Annotated in this window: 12 protein-coding genes; 4 read left to right on the top strand and 8 right to left on the bottom strand. The window is 57.3% G+C overall.

The window, feature by feature from the left end:
- Positions 1-230 precede the first annotated feature (230 nt).
- Complete coding sequence (locus Q0X47_RS01270) at positions 231-1,475, top strand: ATP-binding protein (protein ID WP_297721840.1); 1,245 nt, start codon at positions 231-233, stop codon at positions 1,473-1,475.
- 159 nt (positions 1,476-1,634) lie between these two features.
- On the opposite strand, the gene Q0X47_RS01265 is transcribed toward Q0X47_RS01270, so the two are convergent.
- Together Q0X47_RS01265 and Q0X47_RS01260 are read right to left on the bottom strand one after the other, a co-directional pair.
- Complete coding sequence (locus Q0X47_RS01265) at positions 1,635-3,110, bottom strand: cell wall-binding repeat-containing protein (RefSeq protein ID WP_297721895.1); 1,476 nt, start codon at positions 3,108-3,110, stop codon at positions 1,635-1,637.
- A 569-nt stretch (positions 3,111-3,679) separates the two neighbouring features.
- On the bottom strand, positions 3,680-5,530 hold the full coding sequence (locus tag Q0X47_RS01260) for an RNA polymerase sigma factor (RefSeq protein ID WP_297721837.1): 1,851 nt from the start codon (positions 5,528-5,530) through the stop codon (positions 3,680-3,682).
- A gap of 97 nt (positions 5,531-5,627) precedes the next feature.
- On the opposite strand from Q0X47_RS01260, the gene Q0X47_RS01255 reads away from it, so the two are divergent.
- Positions 5,628-6,713 carry a polyprenyl synthetase family protein gene (locus Q0X47_RS01255; protein WP_297721834.1) on the top strand — a complete coding sequence of 362 codons (1,086 nt, stop codon included), beginning with the start codon at positions 5,628-5,630 and terminating at the stop codon, positions 6,711-6,713.
- Here the strand turns inward: Q0X47_RS01255 and Q0X47_RS01250 are convergent.
- Positions 6,710-7,081 (bottom strand): Rv2175c family DNA-binding protein, encoded by a 372-nt coding sequence (locus Q0X47_RS01250; protein ID WP_297721831.1) that lies wholly within the window; start codon positions 7,079-7,081, stop codon positions 6,710-6,712. The genes Q0X47_RS01255 and Q0X47_RS01250 overlap by 4 nt on opposite strands.
- Positions 7,082-7,260: 179 nt before the next feature.
- On the opposite strand from Q0X47_RS01250, the gene pknB reads away from it, so the two are divergent.
- A complete protein-coding gene (gene pknB, locus Q0X47_RS01245) occupies positions 7,261-9,279 on the top strand; it encodes a Stk1 family PASTA domain-containing Ser/Thr kinase (RefSeq protein ID WP_367178272.1) in 2,019 nt (672 codons plus the stop codon).
- 82 nt (positions 9,280-9,361) lie between these two features.
- Here the strand turns inward: pknB and Q0X47_RS01240 are convergent, their stop codons facing one another.
- The 3 genes from Q0X47_RS01240 to Q0X47_RS01230 all read right to left on the bottom strand — a co-directional run bounded on the left by Q0X47_RS01240 (position 9,362) and on the right by Q0X47_RS01230 (position 12,904).
- Positions 9,362-10,756 carry a class II 3-deoxy-7-phosphoheptulonate synthase gene (locus Q0X47_RS01240; protein WP_297721825.1) on the bottom strand — a complete coding sequence of 465 codons (1,395 nt, stop codon included), beginning with the start codon at positions 10,754-10,756 and terminating at the stop codon, positions 9,362-9,364.
- Between the two features lie 102 nt (positions 10,757-10,858).
- A complete protein-coding gene (locus tag Q0X47_RS01235; protein ID WP_297721822.1) occupies positions 10,859-12,058 on the bottom strand; it encodes a pyrophosphate--fructose-6-phosphate 1-phosphotransferase in 1,200 nt (399 codons plus the stop codon).
- Positions 12,059-12,094: 36 nt separating this feature from the next.
- The gene (locus Q0X47_RS01230) at positions 12,095-12,904 is read right to left on the bottom strand and encodes a 1-acyl-sn-glycerol-3-phosphate acyltransferase (protein ID WP_297721819.1); all 810 of its coding nucleotides are present in this window, start codon (positions 12,902-12,904) and stop codon (positions 12,095-12,097) included.
- 45 nt (positions 12,905-12,949) lie between these two features.
- Between Q0X47_RS01230 and Q0X47_RS01225 the strand changes: the two genes are divergently transcribed.
- Positions 12,950-13,294, top strand: coding sequence for a hypothetical protein (locus Q0X47_RS01225; protein WP_296181167.1), 345 nt, complete (start codon positions 12,950-12,952; stop codon positions 13,292-13,294).
- Between the two features lie 5 nt (positions 13,295-13,299).
- Here Q0X47_RS01225 and Q0X47_RS01220 read toward each other — a convergent pair whose 3' ends face one another.
- Both Q0X47_RS01220 and Q0X47_RS01215 read right to left on the bottom strand, forming a co-directional pair.
- Complete coding sequence (locus Q0X47_RS01220) at positions 13,300-13,704, bottom strand: DNA-binding response regulator (protein ID WP_297721816.1); 405 nt, start codon at positions 13,702-13,704, stop codon at positions 13,300-13,302.
- Positions 13,705-13,831: 127 nt separating this feature from the next.
- The gene (locus Q0X47_RS01215; protein ID WP_297721813.1) at positions 13,832-14,887 is read right to left on the bottom strand and encodes an FKBP-type peptidyl-prolyl cis-trans isomerase; all 1,056 of its coding nucleotides are present in this window, start codon (positions 14,885-14,887) and stop codon (positions 13,832-13,834) included.
- Between the last annotated feature and the right edge of the window lie 9 nt (positions 14,888-14,896).

Raw genomic sequence — 14,896 nt, 5'->3', positions numbered from 1 at the left:
TTCTCACCCAAACGGGAAAACAAAATGTGTCATGGATCCCTAAAAGTGGACATGTACCATGCCGGGTAGCGCTCACCCAAATCTTCTGTCATGTATTCCAGACCAGCACCTCATGAACCTGCAACCAGAGAAAAACCTGCGATTTACCCAATAGAATATCTGCGATTAGGTCAGTATCTGCCATGCGATTTGGTCAATAGAATCACACAATCCCTGATATCATAGGGTTTATGCAGTATTTAGAACGTGCCCTGGACGGGGTGTTGCCGGGAATGCTGGCGCACCTGCCGGCAATCTGTATTCAAGGACCACGCGCGGTGGGTAAAACCTCCACCGCCCTGCGTTACGCCAAAACCTCGTGGTTACTGGACGCACCCGGGCAACAGTCGCTCCTGGAAGCCCAGCCCTCGCGTTTGCTAGCGGACACCCGCCCGGTGCTAATCGACGAATGGCAGCGTCTGCCCGAGGTATTCGACCTGGTGCGCCGTGAAGTAGACCGCGAATACGCCCCAGGTTCGTTCCTGCTGACCGGCTCGGCGCTGATCAAGGATTCCTCGGGCACACACACCGGAGCGGGGCGGGTCACCACCCTGCGGATGCACCCCATGAGCCTATTCGAGCGGGGAGTTCACGAAGTGCAAGTCAATCTCGGCAAGCTACTCATGAACCCGCAAGAAAAAGTAAGCGGGGCAACCACTTGGCAGTGGGGGGACTACGCCGAGGCGATTTGCGCCTCCGGGTTCCCCCGCATTACCACCCTGCCCGCACCGTATCGCAGCAAACAATTGCGAGCATATCTCCAGGCGATTGTGGATCGTGATGCTCCTGAGGCCGGGTATAACCTGCGCAGCCCCGGGCGACTGCAAGCCTGGATGCGGGCATACGCGGCGGCGAGTTCCACCACCACCGGGTATGGGGAAATCCTGAAAGCCGCAACCCCGGGTGAAGCCGACAAGCCGGCAAAAAACACCGCCTTAGCTTATCGGGATTTCCTGACCCGGATTTGGATCCTAGACCCGGTTCCGGCTTGGGATTTGACCGCGAATCCGATAACCCGCCTGGCGAAAAGCCCCAAACACCAGCTGGCGGATCCAGCCCTGGCGGCCAGCTTGCTGGATCTGGATGCCGAGGCTTTACGCGACGACCCGGTAATGGGACCACGCCTGTTCGAGGCCTTGGCGGTCTTGACGCTGCGGGTCGCGGGTCAGGTGCACGGGCTGCGAGCCTATCACTTGCGCACCCAAAACGGGGATCACGAAATCGATCTACTACTGCGCGGCGCAGGTAAACGCACCCTCGCTTTCGAAGTCAAACTGAAAACGGACATCACCAGCGATGACTGCCGTCACCTGCTGTGGCTGCGCGATAAACTCGACACGCAACTGCGCAGCTGCGCGGTTATCAGCGCCGGCGCTGAGGCCTATACCCGTCGCGATGGGATTCACGTCATCCCCCTGGCACTGTTGGGCGCGTGACAGCGGGACTGGTCGCTCCCGATAACCACGCCAGGCTAGGTTCAGCCACGTGATTGTACCGGGATAGGTTCATGAGGTGCCGACCGACACCCAGGGTGAGTATCGGCCGGCACCGGCGTAGCAGTTCTCAAGCGTTTTTGCCGCTGACTGTGGGGATCCTCACTCCGCCTTCCAGGCGTAGCGCACCTGGTTCGGGGTGATTTCCACCGCTATGCCATACTCGGTATTCGAATCCGTCGCCAGCGAGGATCCCTCAAAAGTATCCACACAACTTCCATCTAAGGTGGTACGTCCCCGGTGGGGCAGGAAAATATCCGCATTGCGAATATGGTCAATCACGCAGGCAGCCGAATCGAAACAGTCTGAAGTGTCAATCCTACCGTAGCCTTCAAAAACTTTCCCACAAACTCCACTCGAACCTCTAAGTACCGCTAGACGTTGGAAGGCTCGGTTGTAGGCATTATCCGCATAATACTTAGTCAAGGGATAGACGTCACTCCAGTAGGAATCGTCGAACATGCCCTGGGCTTTGGTTTCTAGCCACTGGGAGTATTTCTTCAAGGGCTTGCCCGGCGCGTATCCCCTAGTATTAGCGTTAATCTTGTCGATGAGGGCTTGGCGAACCTGGTCTTGGGTGACTCTGAGACCAACTCCACAGTTCTTGCGTAGCGCGGCCTGGTCGAGGACATCCTCAGAGATAGCTGCGGGGCCGCCCAGAGCCACGACCTTCTTAGCACTCAAACCGATAACCGCGTTCTTTACTGACTCCGGCACCACCCCCGAGCTCGGCACCAGTAGCAGCGGCCCATCTTTCAAGGAACCACCCGACACCGCATCAGCATAATTCTCGCTATTAGCTATATACGCCACCTCGGCACCCTCCGGGAAAGCCGCCCGAGCAATAATACTCGCCGTCGCATAACAATCCACCCCCGACAAACGCCCAGTCTCACGGTCACCTGCCATCTCGTACAAATGCTGCTCCGACACCGACGCCGGGCCACCCAAAGCCATCACCTTAGGCGCATTCACCTGGTCAATAGCCTGCTTCAAACGCAACTCAGAACCCGGCATATAAATATAAATCCCGCCCTTAGTCAGCGAACCACCAGCCAAAGGATCTGGGGAACCCTGACCACTAGCACCCTTACCATCAGCCACATACACCTCCGTTACCGGAGCCTGCTCCGCCCGTTTAGTAGCAATCTTGATGGAAGTCTCCACCCGGTCAGCGCCACCCAGACGCCCAGTCTCACGACCACCAGCCGCTGAGGCCAGCATCTGCTCCGACACCGACGCCGGACCACCCAAAGCCACGACCCGCTTCGGATTCAAACGCTTAATCTCCACCGCTACATTCCCAGGCACTTGACCATCACGTGGCACCAACAACACCGGACCATCCATCAAAGCCCCACCAGCCAGAGCATCAGCAAACACATCCATCCGCGCCAAATACACACTCTGCGCCTGACCCGGGAAAGCCGCTTTCGTTATCGCAATCGAAGTCTCCACCCGATTTGCACCATAAATCCGGCCTTTTTCCAAATTCCGGCACAAGCCATAGGCTCCCACAGACAAGGAACCCACCAACACCAGCGAAACCGCCCCAGCCACAAAACTGCGTAAACGCATCACGCCATATCCTTTCCAAAAGAAACCAGAAAAATCACAGCCGCCCGCCCAGTAGACCCATAGCTACTGCACACAGCGGCACAACACATTAATCCTTCCATTAACACCCCCCCCCGCACGCTGTTCACCACCAGCGAACACCACCACACGCATGCCGAACCAGGGCGTCGGGCGCGACCGGAGCAGGGGGCGACTCAGCGAGAGACCGGTGAGCGTTTTGCGACAATAGTCGCGCAAAACGCGAGGGGGCACTCCCCCTACCGCCTCTCGCGAGCACCCCCCGCGACGAAGCGCCCACCCGCACACCACCCACCACCACATTCGCCCAGTTTTACACCCCGAGGTTCCCGACCAGCACGCTTAAACCTATTAATTCGCGTCGGTGTGCCATATATGGCACACCGACGCGTTTAAATAGTTTTTATCCCAACTCTTTAGAGAAGCTCAGGGCACCGTCAGCGTGGATAACTAGGGAGATTTGGGCTGTAGCTGCCAATAATGGCAGCTACCCCCCAAATCCCACCCTTTATCCACAAACACAACCCGAACCAGGATGGCACAGGTCGCTATTAGTTCAAGTAATCACGCAAAGATTGGGACCGCGCCGGGTGGCGCAGCTTGGACATTGTCTTGGCCTCGATCTGGCGGATACGCTCGCGAGTGACCCCGTAGCGGCGCCCGATTTCGTCCAAGGTCTTCGGTTGGCCGTCTTTGAGGCCGAAACGCATGGCAATAACGCCAGATTCACGCTCACTCAAGGTGTCCAAAACGCGCTGCAACTGTTCTTGGAGCATCATGAAGCTGACCGCGTCGGCGGGAACCACCGCTTCGGAATCTTCAATCAAATCCCCGAATTCGGAGTCGCCGTCCTCACCCAGCGGGGTGTGCAACGAAATCGGCTCGCGACCGTATTTCTGGACTTCCACGACCTTTTCCGGGGTCATCTCGAGCTCTTGCGCCAGTTCGTCCGGGGTGGGTTCGCGTCCCAAATCCTGCAGCATTTGGCGCTGGACACGGGCCAGCTTATTAATGACTTCCACCATGTGTACGGGGATCCGGATGGTGCGCGCCTGATCCGCCATGGCACGGGTGATGGCCTGTCGAATCCACCAGGTGGCATAGGTCGAGAATTTATACCCTTTGGAATAATCGAACTTTTCCACCGCGCGAATCAGACCCAGGTTGCCCTCTTGAATCAAGTCAAGGAACAACATACCGCGCCCGGTATATTTCTTTGCCAGGGCTACCACCAGCCGCAGGTTCGCCTCCAGCAGGTGATTCTTTGCCATTTGCCCGTCTTGAACCACGTAGTGCAGTTCCCGAATCTGTTTCGGAGTCATGGTTTCCTGGCTGGTTTTCAGCAGGTGGTCGGCGTACAGCCCGGCCTCAATCCGCTTGGACAGGTCCACTTCCTGTTCCGCGTTCAGCAGCGCGACCTTACCGATTTGCTTTAAGTAGTCCTTTACCGGGTCAGAAGTCGCCCCGGCCACGGTTACTTTTTGAGCCGGTTCGTCCGTGTCGTCCTTCTCTGAAAGCGTGTACTCCGCGCTGGTCGAAGCCTTGGCTTTAGCGCCCGACTTGGTTTCGCTGTCTTTCGACTTTTCCCCGCGGGAATCATCGTCCTCGCCGTCCTCAGATTCCTCAGCGTCTTCCGTTTCCTCGGATTCCTCGGCGTCGTCTGAGTCTTCGTCGTCGCCCTCTAGGTTTTCCAAGTCCTCATCGTCGATTTCGGTGTCTTCCAGTTCGCCTTCGTCCGGCTCGCTTTCCTTTTCATCGGATTCGTCCTCGATGTCGGCTTCGTTCTCAGCGTCGGGTGCCAGCGATTCCAAGGAATCTTCGAGCAGTTCCTGATCCTTTGCCGATTTCCCGCTCTTCGTGCCCTTGCTAGCCGGTTTGGCGCTGGCCTTGGTGGCCCGAGGCTTACGTGCCGGGGTTTTTTCAGCCGCCGCAGCCGGTTTCGTCTTGGCAGCGGTTTTCCCACCAGTTTTTGCCGTGGTTTTTGTAGTGGCCTTGGCGGGTGCTTTCGCAGAAGTCCGGGTGGTCGTCTTCGCGGTGGTCTTAGCGGAAGTTTTCGTGCCAGCCTTCGCGGTGGTTCCGGTTGTCGCTTTCACAGAAGTCCGGGTGGTCGTTTTCGCCGTAGTCTTGGCAGTCTTTGGCGCTGTAGTCTTGGCACTCGTCTTCGCGGTCGCCTTAGTGGTCTTTGCCGCGCTCTTGGTGCTGGCTGCGGCTTTGGTCTTCACCGAAGATTTGCTTGAAGTTTTCGTACTCGTCGAAGTTTTTTTCGCCGCCGCAGACTTGGTGGCAGCTTTCCGAGTGGTGGAACCAGTCTTGGTGCCCGCTGCCGCCTTACTGGCAGTCTTACGAGTGGTTACAGAGGTGGTTTCGCCTTGATTTTCAATGGTCTTTTTGCTGGTAGACACCGAGAACCTTTCGCATTGAGGGATTGTTTCAAAACGTACAAGGCACAATTATAATTTCATACTAACAAAATTCCCTGTGACATGGTAAATTTAGGTCATGCTCGAGGAAATTTCCCTGATAGCTGAAGTGCGCTCCGGTGTCGGCGCCCGCCTAGCTGAACCGTGGAAATATTGCACCAGCAAAGCCCTCACCACCACGCAGCTTGACGAGTTTTCCGCACCCACTATCGGATTGCTGAACCGCGGCAAACGTTTTCGGGCTATCGCCGCCTACATGGGGTGGATTAGCGCCGCTGGCCCCCTCAAATCCGACGAGATTCCCGACCAACTTCTGGACTTGGGCGCCAGCCTCGAACTGTTCCAGGCTTCGGCCCTAGTTCATGACGACATCATCGATGAAGCGATGAAACGCCGCGGCCTGCCCTCAGCACAAATCGCGTTTATGACTTCTCTGCTCTCGGGCGGACCTCGCTTCGGCGAGTTTGCGGCCATTCTCTGGGGCGATTTGCTCTATGCGGCAGCAAACTCTTACTTCTCCAAGTCCATCAGCACGCTCTCTAATGAGAATTCCCAGAGGGCCTGCGATTTTTATGTCTCTATGCAAGCTGAAGTTGCTTATGGACAGTTTCTCGACCTTTCCGCTGAAACTCGCGAGATTTCGCCCAATCTGCCGCCGCGCCAAGAAGACGCTATGGAGATTATCAAGCACAAGACCGCGCGTTACTCAGTGGTGATACCGCTGTTGCTGGGGGCCGCGCTGCGGGGGGCCAGCGATTCCCTGATAGAACAGTTGGAGGGGTTCGCCACTCCCTTGGGTGTGGCTTACCAGTTGCGCGATGATGATTTGGGAATTTTTGGCGATCAAGAACTGACCGGAAAACCGGCCGGCGATGATATTCGTTCTGGCAAACGCACGGTACAACTCGCCCTCGCTTGGGAAATGACAGACGATCAGGGACGGGATTACTTGATGCGCTACTGGGGGGCGCCGGACTTAACTCCGCCTATCATTGACAACATTTGCGCCATCATCACCGGTTCCGGAGCACGACGCGCCATTTCCGACCTGATGAATGAGCATCTGGAACAATCACAGAGATACCTTGACGCCATGCCGTGCGACACGGAAGTGAAACGGCAGCTCGCGGCTTTCGGGTCCTCCCTGGTGAACCGCGCCAACTAGAGAGCTAAGGCTCCCGCCACGCGGCGCACAGCTTTCTTGCGTCCCGCCCGCAACGCGTTCAACGGGGTGTCCCCCAGGCTGTCGTCCTCGCTGAGTATCCAGTTCATCGCTTCGGCATCGCTGAATCCGCCGTCACGCAACAGAATCAGCGTGCCGCGTAAGACCTCCAGCGGGCCGCGGTAAGCCCCTTCAGACTCTGCAGCCACCAGGAAAACCTGGGGAATACGCAGCTTTCCGTCCTCTGGCGACGCCAGGGCCAGCAGGGATACATCTTTCAGCCAAGAGCGAATGACTTTCGCCTCCACGCCCAGATAAGCCGCCGCTTCATTGATAGTCAGCCAGTTATATTCCTTCCAGATTTCACTCACAATGCAAAACTAATGCAAAAAGCGACGCATCACGGGGAGGGACACAGAAATACCGAGCAATTTAACCTAGACTTTTGGGCGTGAGTGACGCAGAAAAGGAAAATTTTGACGGTACCGGAGCCACGACCGCGGTGCCGGCGCCAAAACCAACTTCCACGGGACGTCACTCTAACGGCAATATGCCCGATTCTTTCCCGCCTGCCCAGTCCACTCCCGCAGCTCCTCAGGTTCCGCAGAATCCGCCGGATCGCTTGGTGGGACAGACTATTGATGCCCGTTATGTCATCGAAAAACGAATTGCCCGCGGCGGGATGGCTACCGTGTACCGGGCACGAGACACGCGCCTGGACCGGCCGGTAGCTTTGAAAATTATGTATCCCCACCTAGCGGAGTCCGCGGACTTTGTGGCCCGGTTCCGCCGCGAGGCTCGAGCGGCAGCTAAGCTGACCCATCCCGGTGTGGTCGCGGTGTATGACCAGGGCAGCGCCCAGGGCTCTAGCTACCTGGTGATGGAACTGGTAAAGGGCCCTAACCTGCGTACTTACCTGCGTTCGCAGGGGTGCCTGCCGGTAGGCGAAGCCCTCAAAATCACCAAAGAAATCCTCCAAGCCCTGGCCGCCGCCCACCGCTCCGGGCTGATTCACCGCGATGTGAAGCCAGAAAACGTGCTGTTGCCGGAACCCGGCCAGGTAAAGGTCGCCGATTTTGGTTTGGCGCGCGCCGCCTCCGAAGTCACCGCTGCCACCACCGGCTCAATCTTGGGGACGGTAGCGTACCTGTCTCCCGAGACCGTCTCGGGGGCCGCCGCGGATTCCCGCGTGGACGTTTACGCGACCGGCATCATGCTTTTTGAGCTCTTGGCTGGAGTTCCCCCGTTCTCCGGTGATTCTCCTATCCAGATTGCTTACGCCCACGTGAACCAAGACGTTCCACACATCAAAGAAACCGAGCCTTGGGTACCCCAGCCAGTCGACGACCTGATTGCGAAACTCACGACCCGCGACCCAGCCAAACGGCCTTTGAACGGGGACGCCGCTCTGGAACTGATCAACCAAACCATTGCCGAGCTGGACCCTACCGAGATGGCACTGCGCGGGGACACCCCACCGGCACCCAGCGCCCCCGATGCAGACTTGGACCAGGAACTAACCCCAACTCTCAACGAAGTTCCGCTACCTGGCGCCCCCGGTTCTCCCTCACATCACAAGTCCTGGTGGAAGCGCCGCCGGGAACGTAAAGCCGGGTCCGCGCTGAACTCCACTTCCACCACCACGCCCGCCGTTACGCCCACTGACGGCGATACCGGCACCCCGCACAAGAAGCGGGGGCCCGTGATTGCGGCAATAATCGGCGCCATAGTCCTGTTAGCGGCTATCCTGACCTGGTTCTTTATGTGGGGACCGGGTTCGTTTAGGCCCATGGTGGACGTGGTCAATCAACAGTGGTCGGACGCCGCCAAGTCCCTCACCACTGCCGATGTGCCTTTTGAACGTGTGGACGTGTTCGACGACAACGTTCCCGCCGGTAACGTGGCTCGCACCAATCCGGCGCCCGGTAAACCGCTGGGGCGTTTCCAGACCGCGAAAATTTTTGTCTCCAAGGGCGTCGAGATGCTGACAATGCCCGATTTGACCGGGAAAACGCGAGAGGAAGCCCTGGAGCTGGTGAAAAAAGCTCGCTTTGACGCCCCGCAGATCAGCGAGGACTTCCACGACACAGTGCCCCAGGGACAGGTTTCTGTGCAAGACCCGGCTCCGAATGCCAGCGTAGCGCACAACACGATGGTAAAGTTCACGGTTTCAAAGGGCCGCCAACCCGTTTCGATGCCAGATTTGGTTGGTAAACCGAGCCAGGAGGCCCAAAACGAGTTGACCCGGGTCGGTTTGCAACCCCAGGTCACGGAAGATTTCTCGGATAGTGTGCCCAAAGGCAAGGTCGTCAGCCAAAGCGTGGCTCCCAACACCACAGTTCACCGACTGGATCAGGTGGCCTTGGTGGTTTCTAAAGGCCCGGAAATGGTGGCGGTACCAAATGTTTTCGGCAAAAACGAAAGCGATGCCCGCGCCGCCCTGGAATCCGCCGGGTTTACGGTGAACGTGAAACGGACTTTCGGGGATTCTAAGCGGGTTTTGAACTCCAACCCTGGTGCCGGTACCCAGGCAAAAGTCGGCTCCACGGTGACGATTACCCTCTTCTGAGCACACTCACACACAGAGAACCGAGGCCTGTCCCCTCGACAACGACTGCCGTGTCAACGCCGCGATGCCAGACAGGCGTGGATTAAAAACCCAGTGCCGGGAAGTTCTCTAAGTCAGCCGGTTGGATTCCCGGTTTTGCCTGAGCCAGCATTTGCGCCACTAAGAAAGCCAGTTCCAGGGCTTGTTGGTGGTTTAGACGGGGATCGACCAACGTTTCGTAACGGTTGGCAAGGGCGGATTCGTCGATAGTTTCCGTACCGCCAACAATTTCGGTCACGTCCTCGCCCGTTAGTTCCACGTGAATGCCCCCGGGAACCGTCCCCACGGCCTCGTGCGCGGCAAAAAATCCCCGCACCTCGTCCAGAATCGTCTCAAAGTGACGAGTTTTGTAGCCCGACCCGGTCTTTACCGTGTTGCCGTGCATCGGATCGCACATCCACACCAGAGGAGTGCCGGTGTCTTTGCCGGCCTGCAACAGGGGGGGAAGTTTTTCCCGGATATTGCTGGCTCCCATCCGGGTGATGAAAGTCAAACGTCCCGCCAATCCCTCCGGGTTTAACCGTTCCACGAGTCCTTTCACGTCATCAGGAGTCGAATTCGGCCCCAGCTTAACTCCCAGCGGATTTTTCACTTGGGACAGCAAAGCCACGTGTGCCCCGTCCACCTGACGAGTGCGTTCCCCAATCCACAAGAAGTGCGCGGAGGTGTCGTACAGATCCCCGCTGATGGAATCCACGCGGGTCAGAGCACTTTCGTATTCTAGGAGGAGCGCTTCATGTGAGGCATAAAAATCGGTGGTTCGCAGCGCGTCCGAGGGAACCCCGGTGGCTTTCATAAACTGCATGGCCGCGTCAATCGCGGTAGCCAGGTCGTCGAATTTCGAGTAAGCCCGGTTGCGCATGAAGCCTTTGTTCCATTCGTGGACCCGGCGCATATCCGCGTAACCGCCCTGGGTAAACGCCCGAATCAGGTTCAGCGTAGCGGCGGAATACTGGTAGCAAGACATGAGCCGGCGCGGGTCGGGGGTGCGCGACTCTGCGTTGAACTCGTGTCCGTTGACCGCGTCGCCTCGGTAAGACTCCAAAGTCACCCCGTCGCGGGTTTCCGTGTCAGAAGAGCGGGGTTTGGCATATTGGCCTGCCATGCGGCCCATTTTGATGATGGGCAGTCCCCCGCCGTAGGCCAAAACGACGGCCATTTGCAGGATGGTCTGAATTTTTAGTTTCAGGTGGTCGGCTGTGGACTCCGCGAACGTTTCGGCGCAATCCCCTCCGGTCAGCACGAAAGCCTCCCCGACACAAGCTTGTGCCATCAGGTTTTGCAGTTCGTTGACCTCTCCGGCAAAAACCAGCGGCGGGCGCTGTTTCAGAGCGGCACAGACCTCGGTGACCTTGGCTGGGTCAGGATAGTGCGGCTGCTGGAAAGCGGCTGCGCCACGCCAGACAGTTTCAAAATCCCGTAGTGTATTCAAGACCATTTCCGCGTTCCCACTTCGTGTGTTTGCCATTAAAAGCCCTCGCTCCGGGCAACTTTCCTATAGTTTAACCCGGAGCGAGGCAGGTGAGAAAACCTGAAAAGCCTAGGCTTGGCCAATCTCCTGGAGCATCTGGCGGAACCACGGCAGATTCACGTCGAACGGCTTGCCGCCCTTGATGCGCTGGAAATCGATACAGCTCAAACGGTTGCCATTTTCCTCATCGTGTCCAATGACCCCGGATTCTCCGGCGATAGCGCACTGCACGCCGAGGTCAACCATGCCCTTGATGAGCTGCAAGTCAGCTTGATTGGACGGGGCGGAACGCGCGAAGTAGCCGGATTTTTGAACCAGGACTTTTTCGGCGTCTACAGCCTTGGCAAAACGCTTGGCAAAGTATTGTCCCGGATTGATTTCGTCCAGACGCACATGCCCAAACGCGTCACGGTTGACGACCTGGTTTTGAGCCTCCATCTCGGCCACAATATCCATGACCCCGGCGCCTTCGGATAGGAAAATGTTGACGGTGTCGTTTTCGTCCATAATTTTCTTGAGGCGTTTGCCTTCGGCTTCGATATCCATGTGCATCTCCGGCACGTAGATACCGTTAATATCCCAGTGTTTACGGTCCAACCCCACCGATGGCACAAAGGTTTGCTGGTCCAGCCACTCGCGGTACAGCTTTGCCGAGTAAGCTGTCAGCCAACCACAGTTGCGTCCCATTACCTCATGCACAATCAGCATTCGCGGAGATACTCGGGATTCAGAAATAATGTGCTGGGCAAAAAGGGAAGTATTTTCCGCCGCCGTGTAGGCACCCAAAGATTGACGAATCGGCACCACGTCGTTGTCAATCGTCTTGGGCAAGCCCACCACCGTGAGGTGATACTTGTGCGCTTCCAGGTAGGCTGCTAGATCTGCTGCGGTCGTGTTCGTATCGTCCCCACCGATGGTGTGCAGTACATCTACACCGTCCTTTACCAGCTGGTCGGCAGCGACTTTCAGGGCGTCCTCACCCTCCTTGATAAGACCGCGTTTCACCAGGTCGGCGGTGTTCGTCAGCTTGACTCGGGAGTTACCGATGGGCGAACCGCCATAGAGCTGCAAACGGGAGGCATGAGCTCGGGCGTCATCATCGATCTGCAAATACTTGCCGGTGAGCAGACCGTGATAGCCGTGCTCGTAAGCGATGATGTCCACCTCCGGTTCCAACTCGGTGTACCGTTCAATCAACATGCCCACCGCGGTGGACAGGCACGGCGCAAAACCGCCGGCCGTCAACAGAGCTACTCGCTTCAGAGCCATATTTCTGCCTTTCTCGTTGTTCTATTCCTTAACATTCTATGATTCATCGCCGTGTTGGGTGGCTAAGTCTGGTGTGGTATCCGGCTGTTCCTCGGAAGAGGAAGTATCCGAATTCCCCGCCTCACTTGCGGCTGTTTCAGAGTCTTTGCCGTTTTCCTTGCCGGCTTTTCGCTGTGTCTCCAGGCGTTTTTTCACATTGGCGGCATATTCATCAACGTATTCCTGGCCGGACAGCAGCATCAGGTCATACATGACTTCGTCAGTGATGGAACGCAGCACGTAGCGATTATTCTCCATACCCTTGTATCGGGAGAAGTCCAGAGGCTTTCCGATAATGACCCCAATGCGCTCAAGCTTGGGGATGGTCTTGCCGATAGGCTGCGATTTGTTCGTTCCCACCATCGCCACCGGAATAATCGGGGCACCGCTGATGAGAGACAGCCGGGCAATCCCCGTTTTTCCACGATAAAGCCTGCCGTCCGGGGAGCGGGTGCCTTCGGGATAAATACCGAACAGCCCGCCGCGTTCCAAAACCTGCAGACCTTTATCCAAAGCGACCTGGGAGGCTTTGCCGCCGGAACGGTCTACTGGAATGACCCCCACGGACTGCATAAAATGCTTAGTAATCCAGCCTTTAAAGCCGGTGCCGGTAAAGTAATCAGATTTCCCAACGAAAGTAATTTCCCGCTTGCTCATCAGCGGCAGGAACACCGAGTCGATGACGGCGAGGTGATTGGAAGCCAAAATTGCCGGTCCGGTTTCGGGAATGTTTTCCGCTCCACGTATCCACGGCTGAAACAAGAGGCGCAACAACGGTCCGGCGACAAACTTCGAGAATCTGTACACAGTCGATACCTCCAGTGCCCAAAGGGCTTCATGTATAGTTCAAATATGACGTTTCGTAAACGAAGCGGTCACAAGGATCGCGATGAGGAAACCCCTGAGGAAGTCAACCGCCGTTTCGAACAACTCGCGGCGGCCACTCCCGAACTCGGAGGTTTCGGACCTCGGGACTGGACTCCAGCGGAAGACACTGAAGGCTTCGTGGCTCCCAATCCCCCTTTACCGACTTTGCGGACACGCACCAAGGTCGGTTGGCTGCTGCTGGTTGCCGCCATCATCGGCTTCATAATCCTGGGGATTACGCAACCGGCTTATTCGGCAGTGGCAGCCACTGTGTGCCTGCTGGCACTAGCGGTGGGTATGGGTTTGCTTCTGCCCATCCGCCGGCGCTAAGGCTCTCAAGCCGCCTCAGAAAGAGCCTGCTTTAAGGCCGCCATCACGGCGTCCGCCTCGTAGGGAGCCGGCACACAATAGCTGGCCCCGGACCAGCGTGACATCCATTCGTCCTGTTGGCGAGCCACCAGCATGATGATAGGCGGAACTTTATCCGCATGGATATTGAGCCAACGAGCCACCGACTGCCCGCCCTCCTGATAGGTTTCAGCGTCAAGCACCAGAGCCGCATAGCGGTTCTCAGCGAAATTTTGTTTCACCGCATCCGGGGTCGCCACTTCCTGCCATTCTATCGGCGGTATATCAAAACTACCGCTGAGTCCGGCCGCATCCATGACAGTTTGACGGGTATGGGGATTGCCACTGAAAAGCATGACTTGCACGGCATCGGTGCCTGCTATTGCTTCCATAGAATTTGCTCCTTTACTGAAGACATGAACATTTTACCTACCGATGGTGTGCACGCCAAACAGTTCAGCTGCGCCCACCGGCGGGCGTAGCCCGAGCCTGCCAACCAGAGGAATCCTGTGTACCTGCCTATTCCAAAGTTGGAAGAGCAATAGCGTCTACGATATCGACAATCTGGACGACCCCGCGCGGTGCGGATTTGTTCGGAGGCCCCACCATCACCAGCCGAGAGCCGACGTTTTTGCCCACGGCTTTCATGGTTTCCGCATCCGCCCACAAAACGCCCTGGCCGTTAATCCAAGTCGAGGTGGGCTTGTCTCCCCAAGAACCGGAAACAACCACATATCCGACCTGGTCGCCAGCCTGAATGGGCTGTCCCTGGCCTGCCAAAGTCCAAACGTTGAAGGGCTTGCCGGGAACTTTTGAACCTTCGACATATGCCGGCTGGGGTTCAGTACCGGGACTGCAATAGATGCGCAGGCCGTCAGGAAGTTTCGCCCCGGTAGGTTGGGACTGCGCCAGAAGCTGGGTATAGGCCGCCAGCTGGGTTTCTTCCGTGACCGGAGGCGCGAACAGGATGTCAATGACGAACACCAAAGTTTCGCCGGCCAGCGGGTGAACCTTACCCGGCAAGGGCTGTCCGGCGTCTTTGGCGGCTTGTTCCCGTTCCGTGAGCTCCTTGTATGCTAGGCGCGGCGGAATGACGAGCTCAATCCGATCCCCGACGTTACGCCCGGCCAAACCCCAGGTCCAACCTTCGATAATGTTGCTGCCCAGAGAAAAGTGGGCGGGTTCGCCCTTTTGCCAGGAATTGTCAAAGACTTCACCGTTCCACGTTTGCCCCTTGTAATGAACGATGACGTCAGCGTTCGCGGAAACGACGGTTCCGGTACCTTCATGTAGCACGGTGCGAATGAAATCTTTAGGAGCCGGTCCCGTTCCCGCCGCAATGCTCGGTTCCGTCCCGAAACCATCGGGGGGATTCACCGCGGGAACCGGTCCGTTTTCTACCGGTTTTACCGCTGCGGGTTCCGCGGATGTGGACGGGGTAATGGTCTTAACACAGTTTTTCGGGTTGGCCAGCGGGGCGTTGTCCTCTCTGGGAGTCTCTTGGCACGCTGTCAAACCCGCGGCGGCCAAAGCAAACAGGGAAAGAACCGCTAGTCGTTTCTGTAGGTGTTGCAAGATTGCTCC

Origin of the sequence: uncultured Mobiluncus sp., assembly GCF_947254095.1 — a bacterium.
Taxonomy (GTDB): domain Bacteria; phylum Actinomycetota; class Actinomycetes; order Actinomycetales; family Actinomycetaceae; genus Mobiluncus.
The sequence above is the reverse complement of the archived record's forward strand: the minus strand, read 5'-3'. Positions and strand labels throughout refer to the sequence as shown.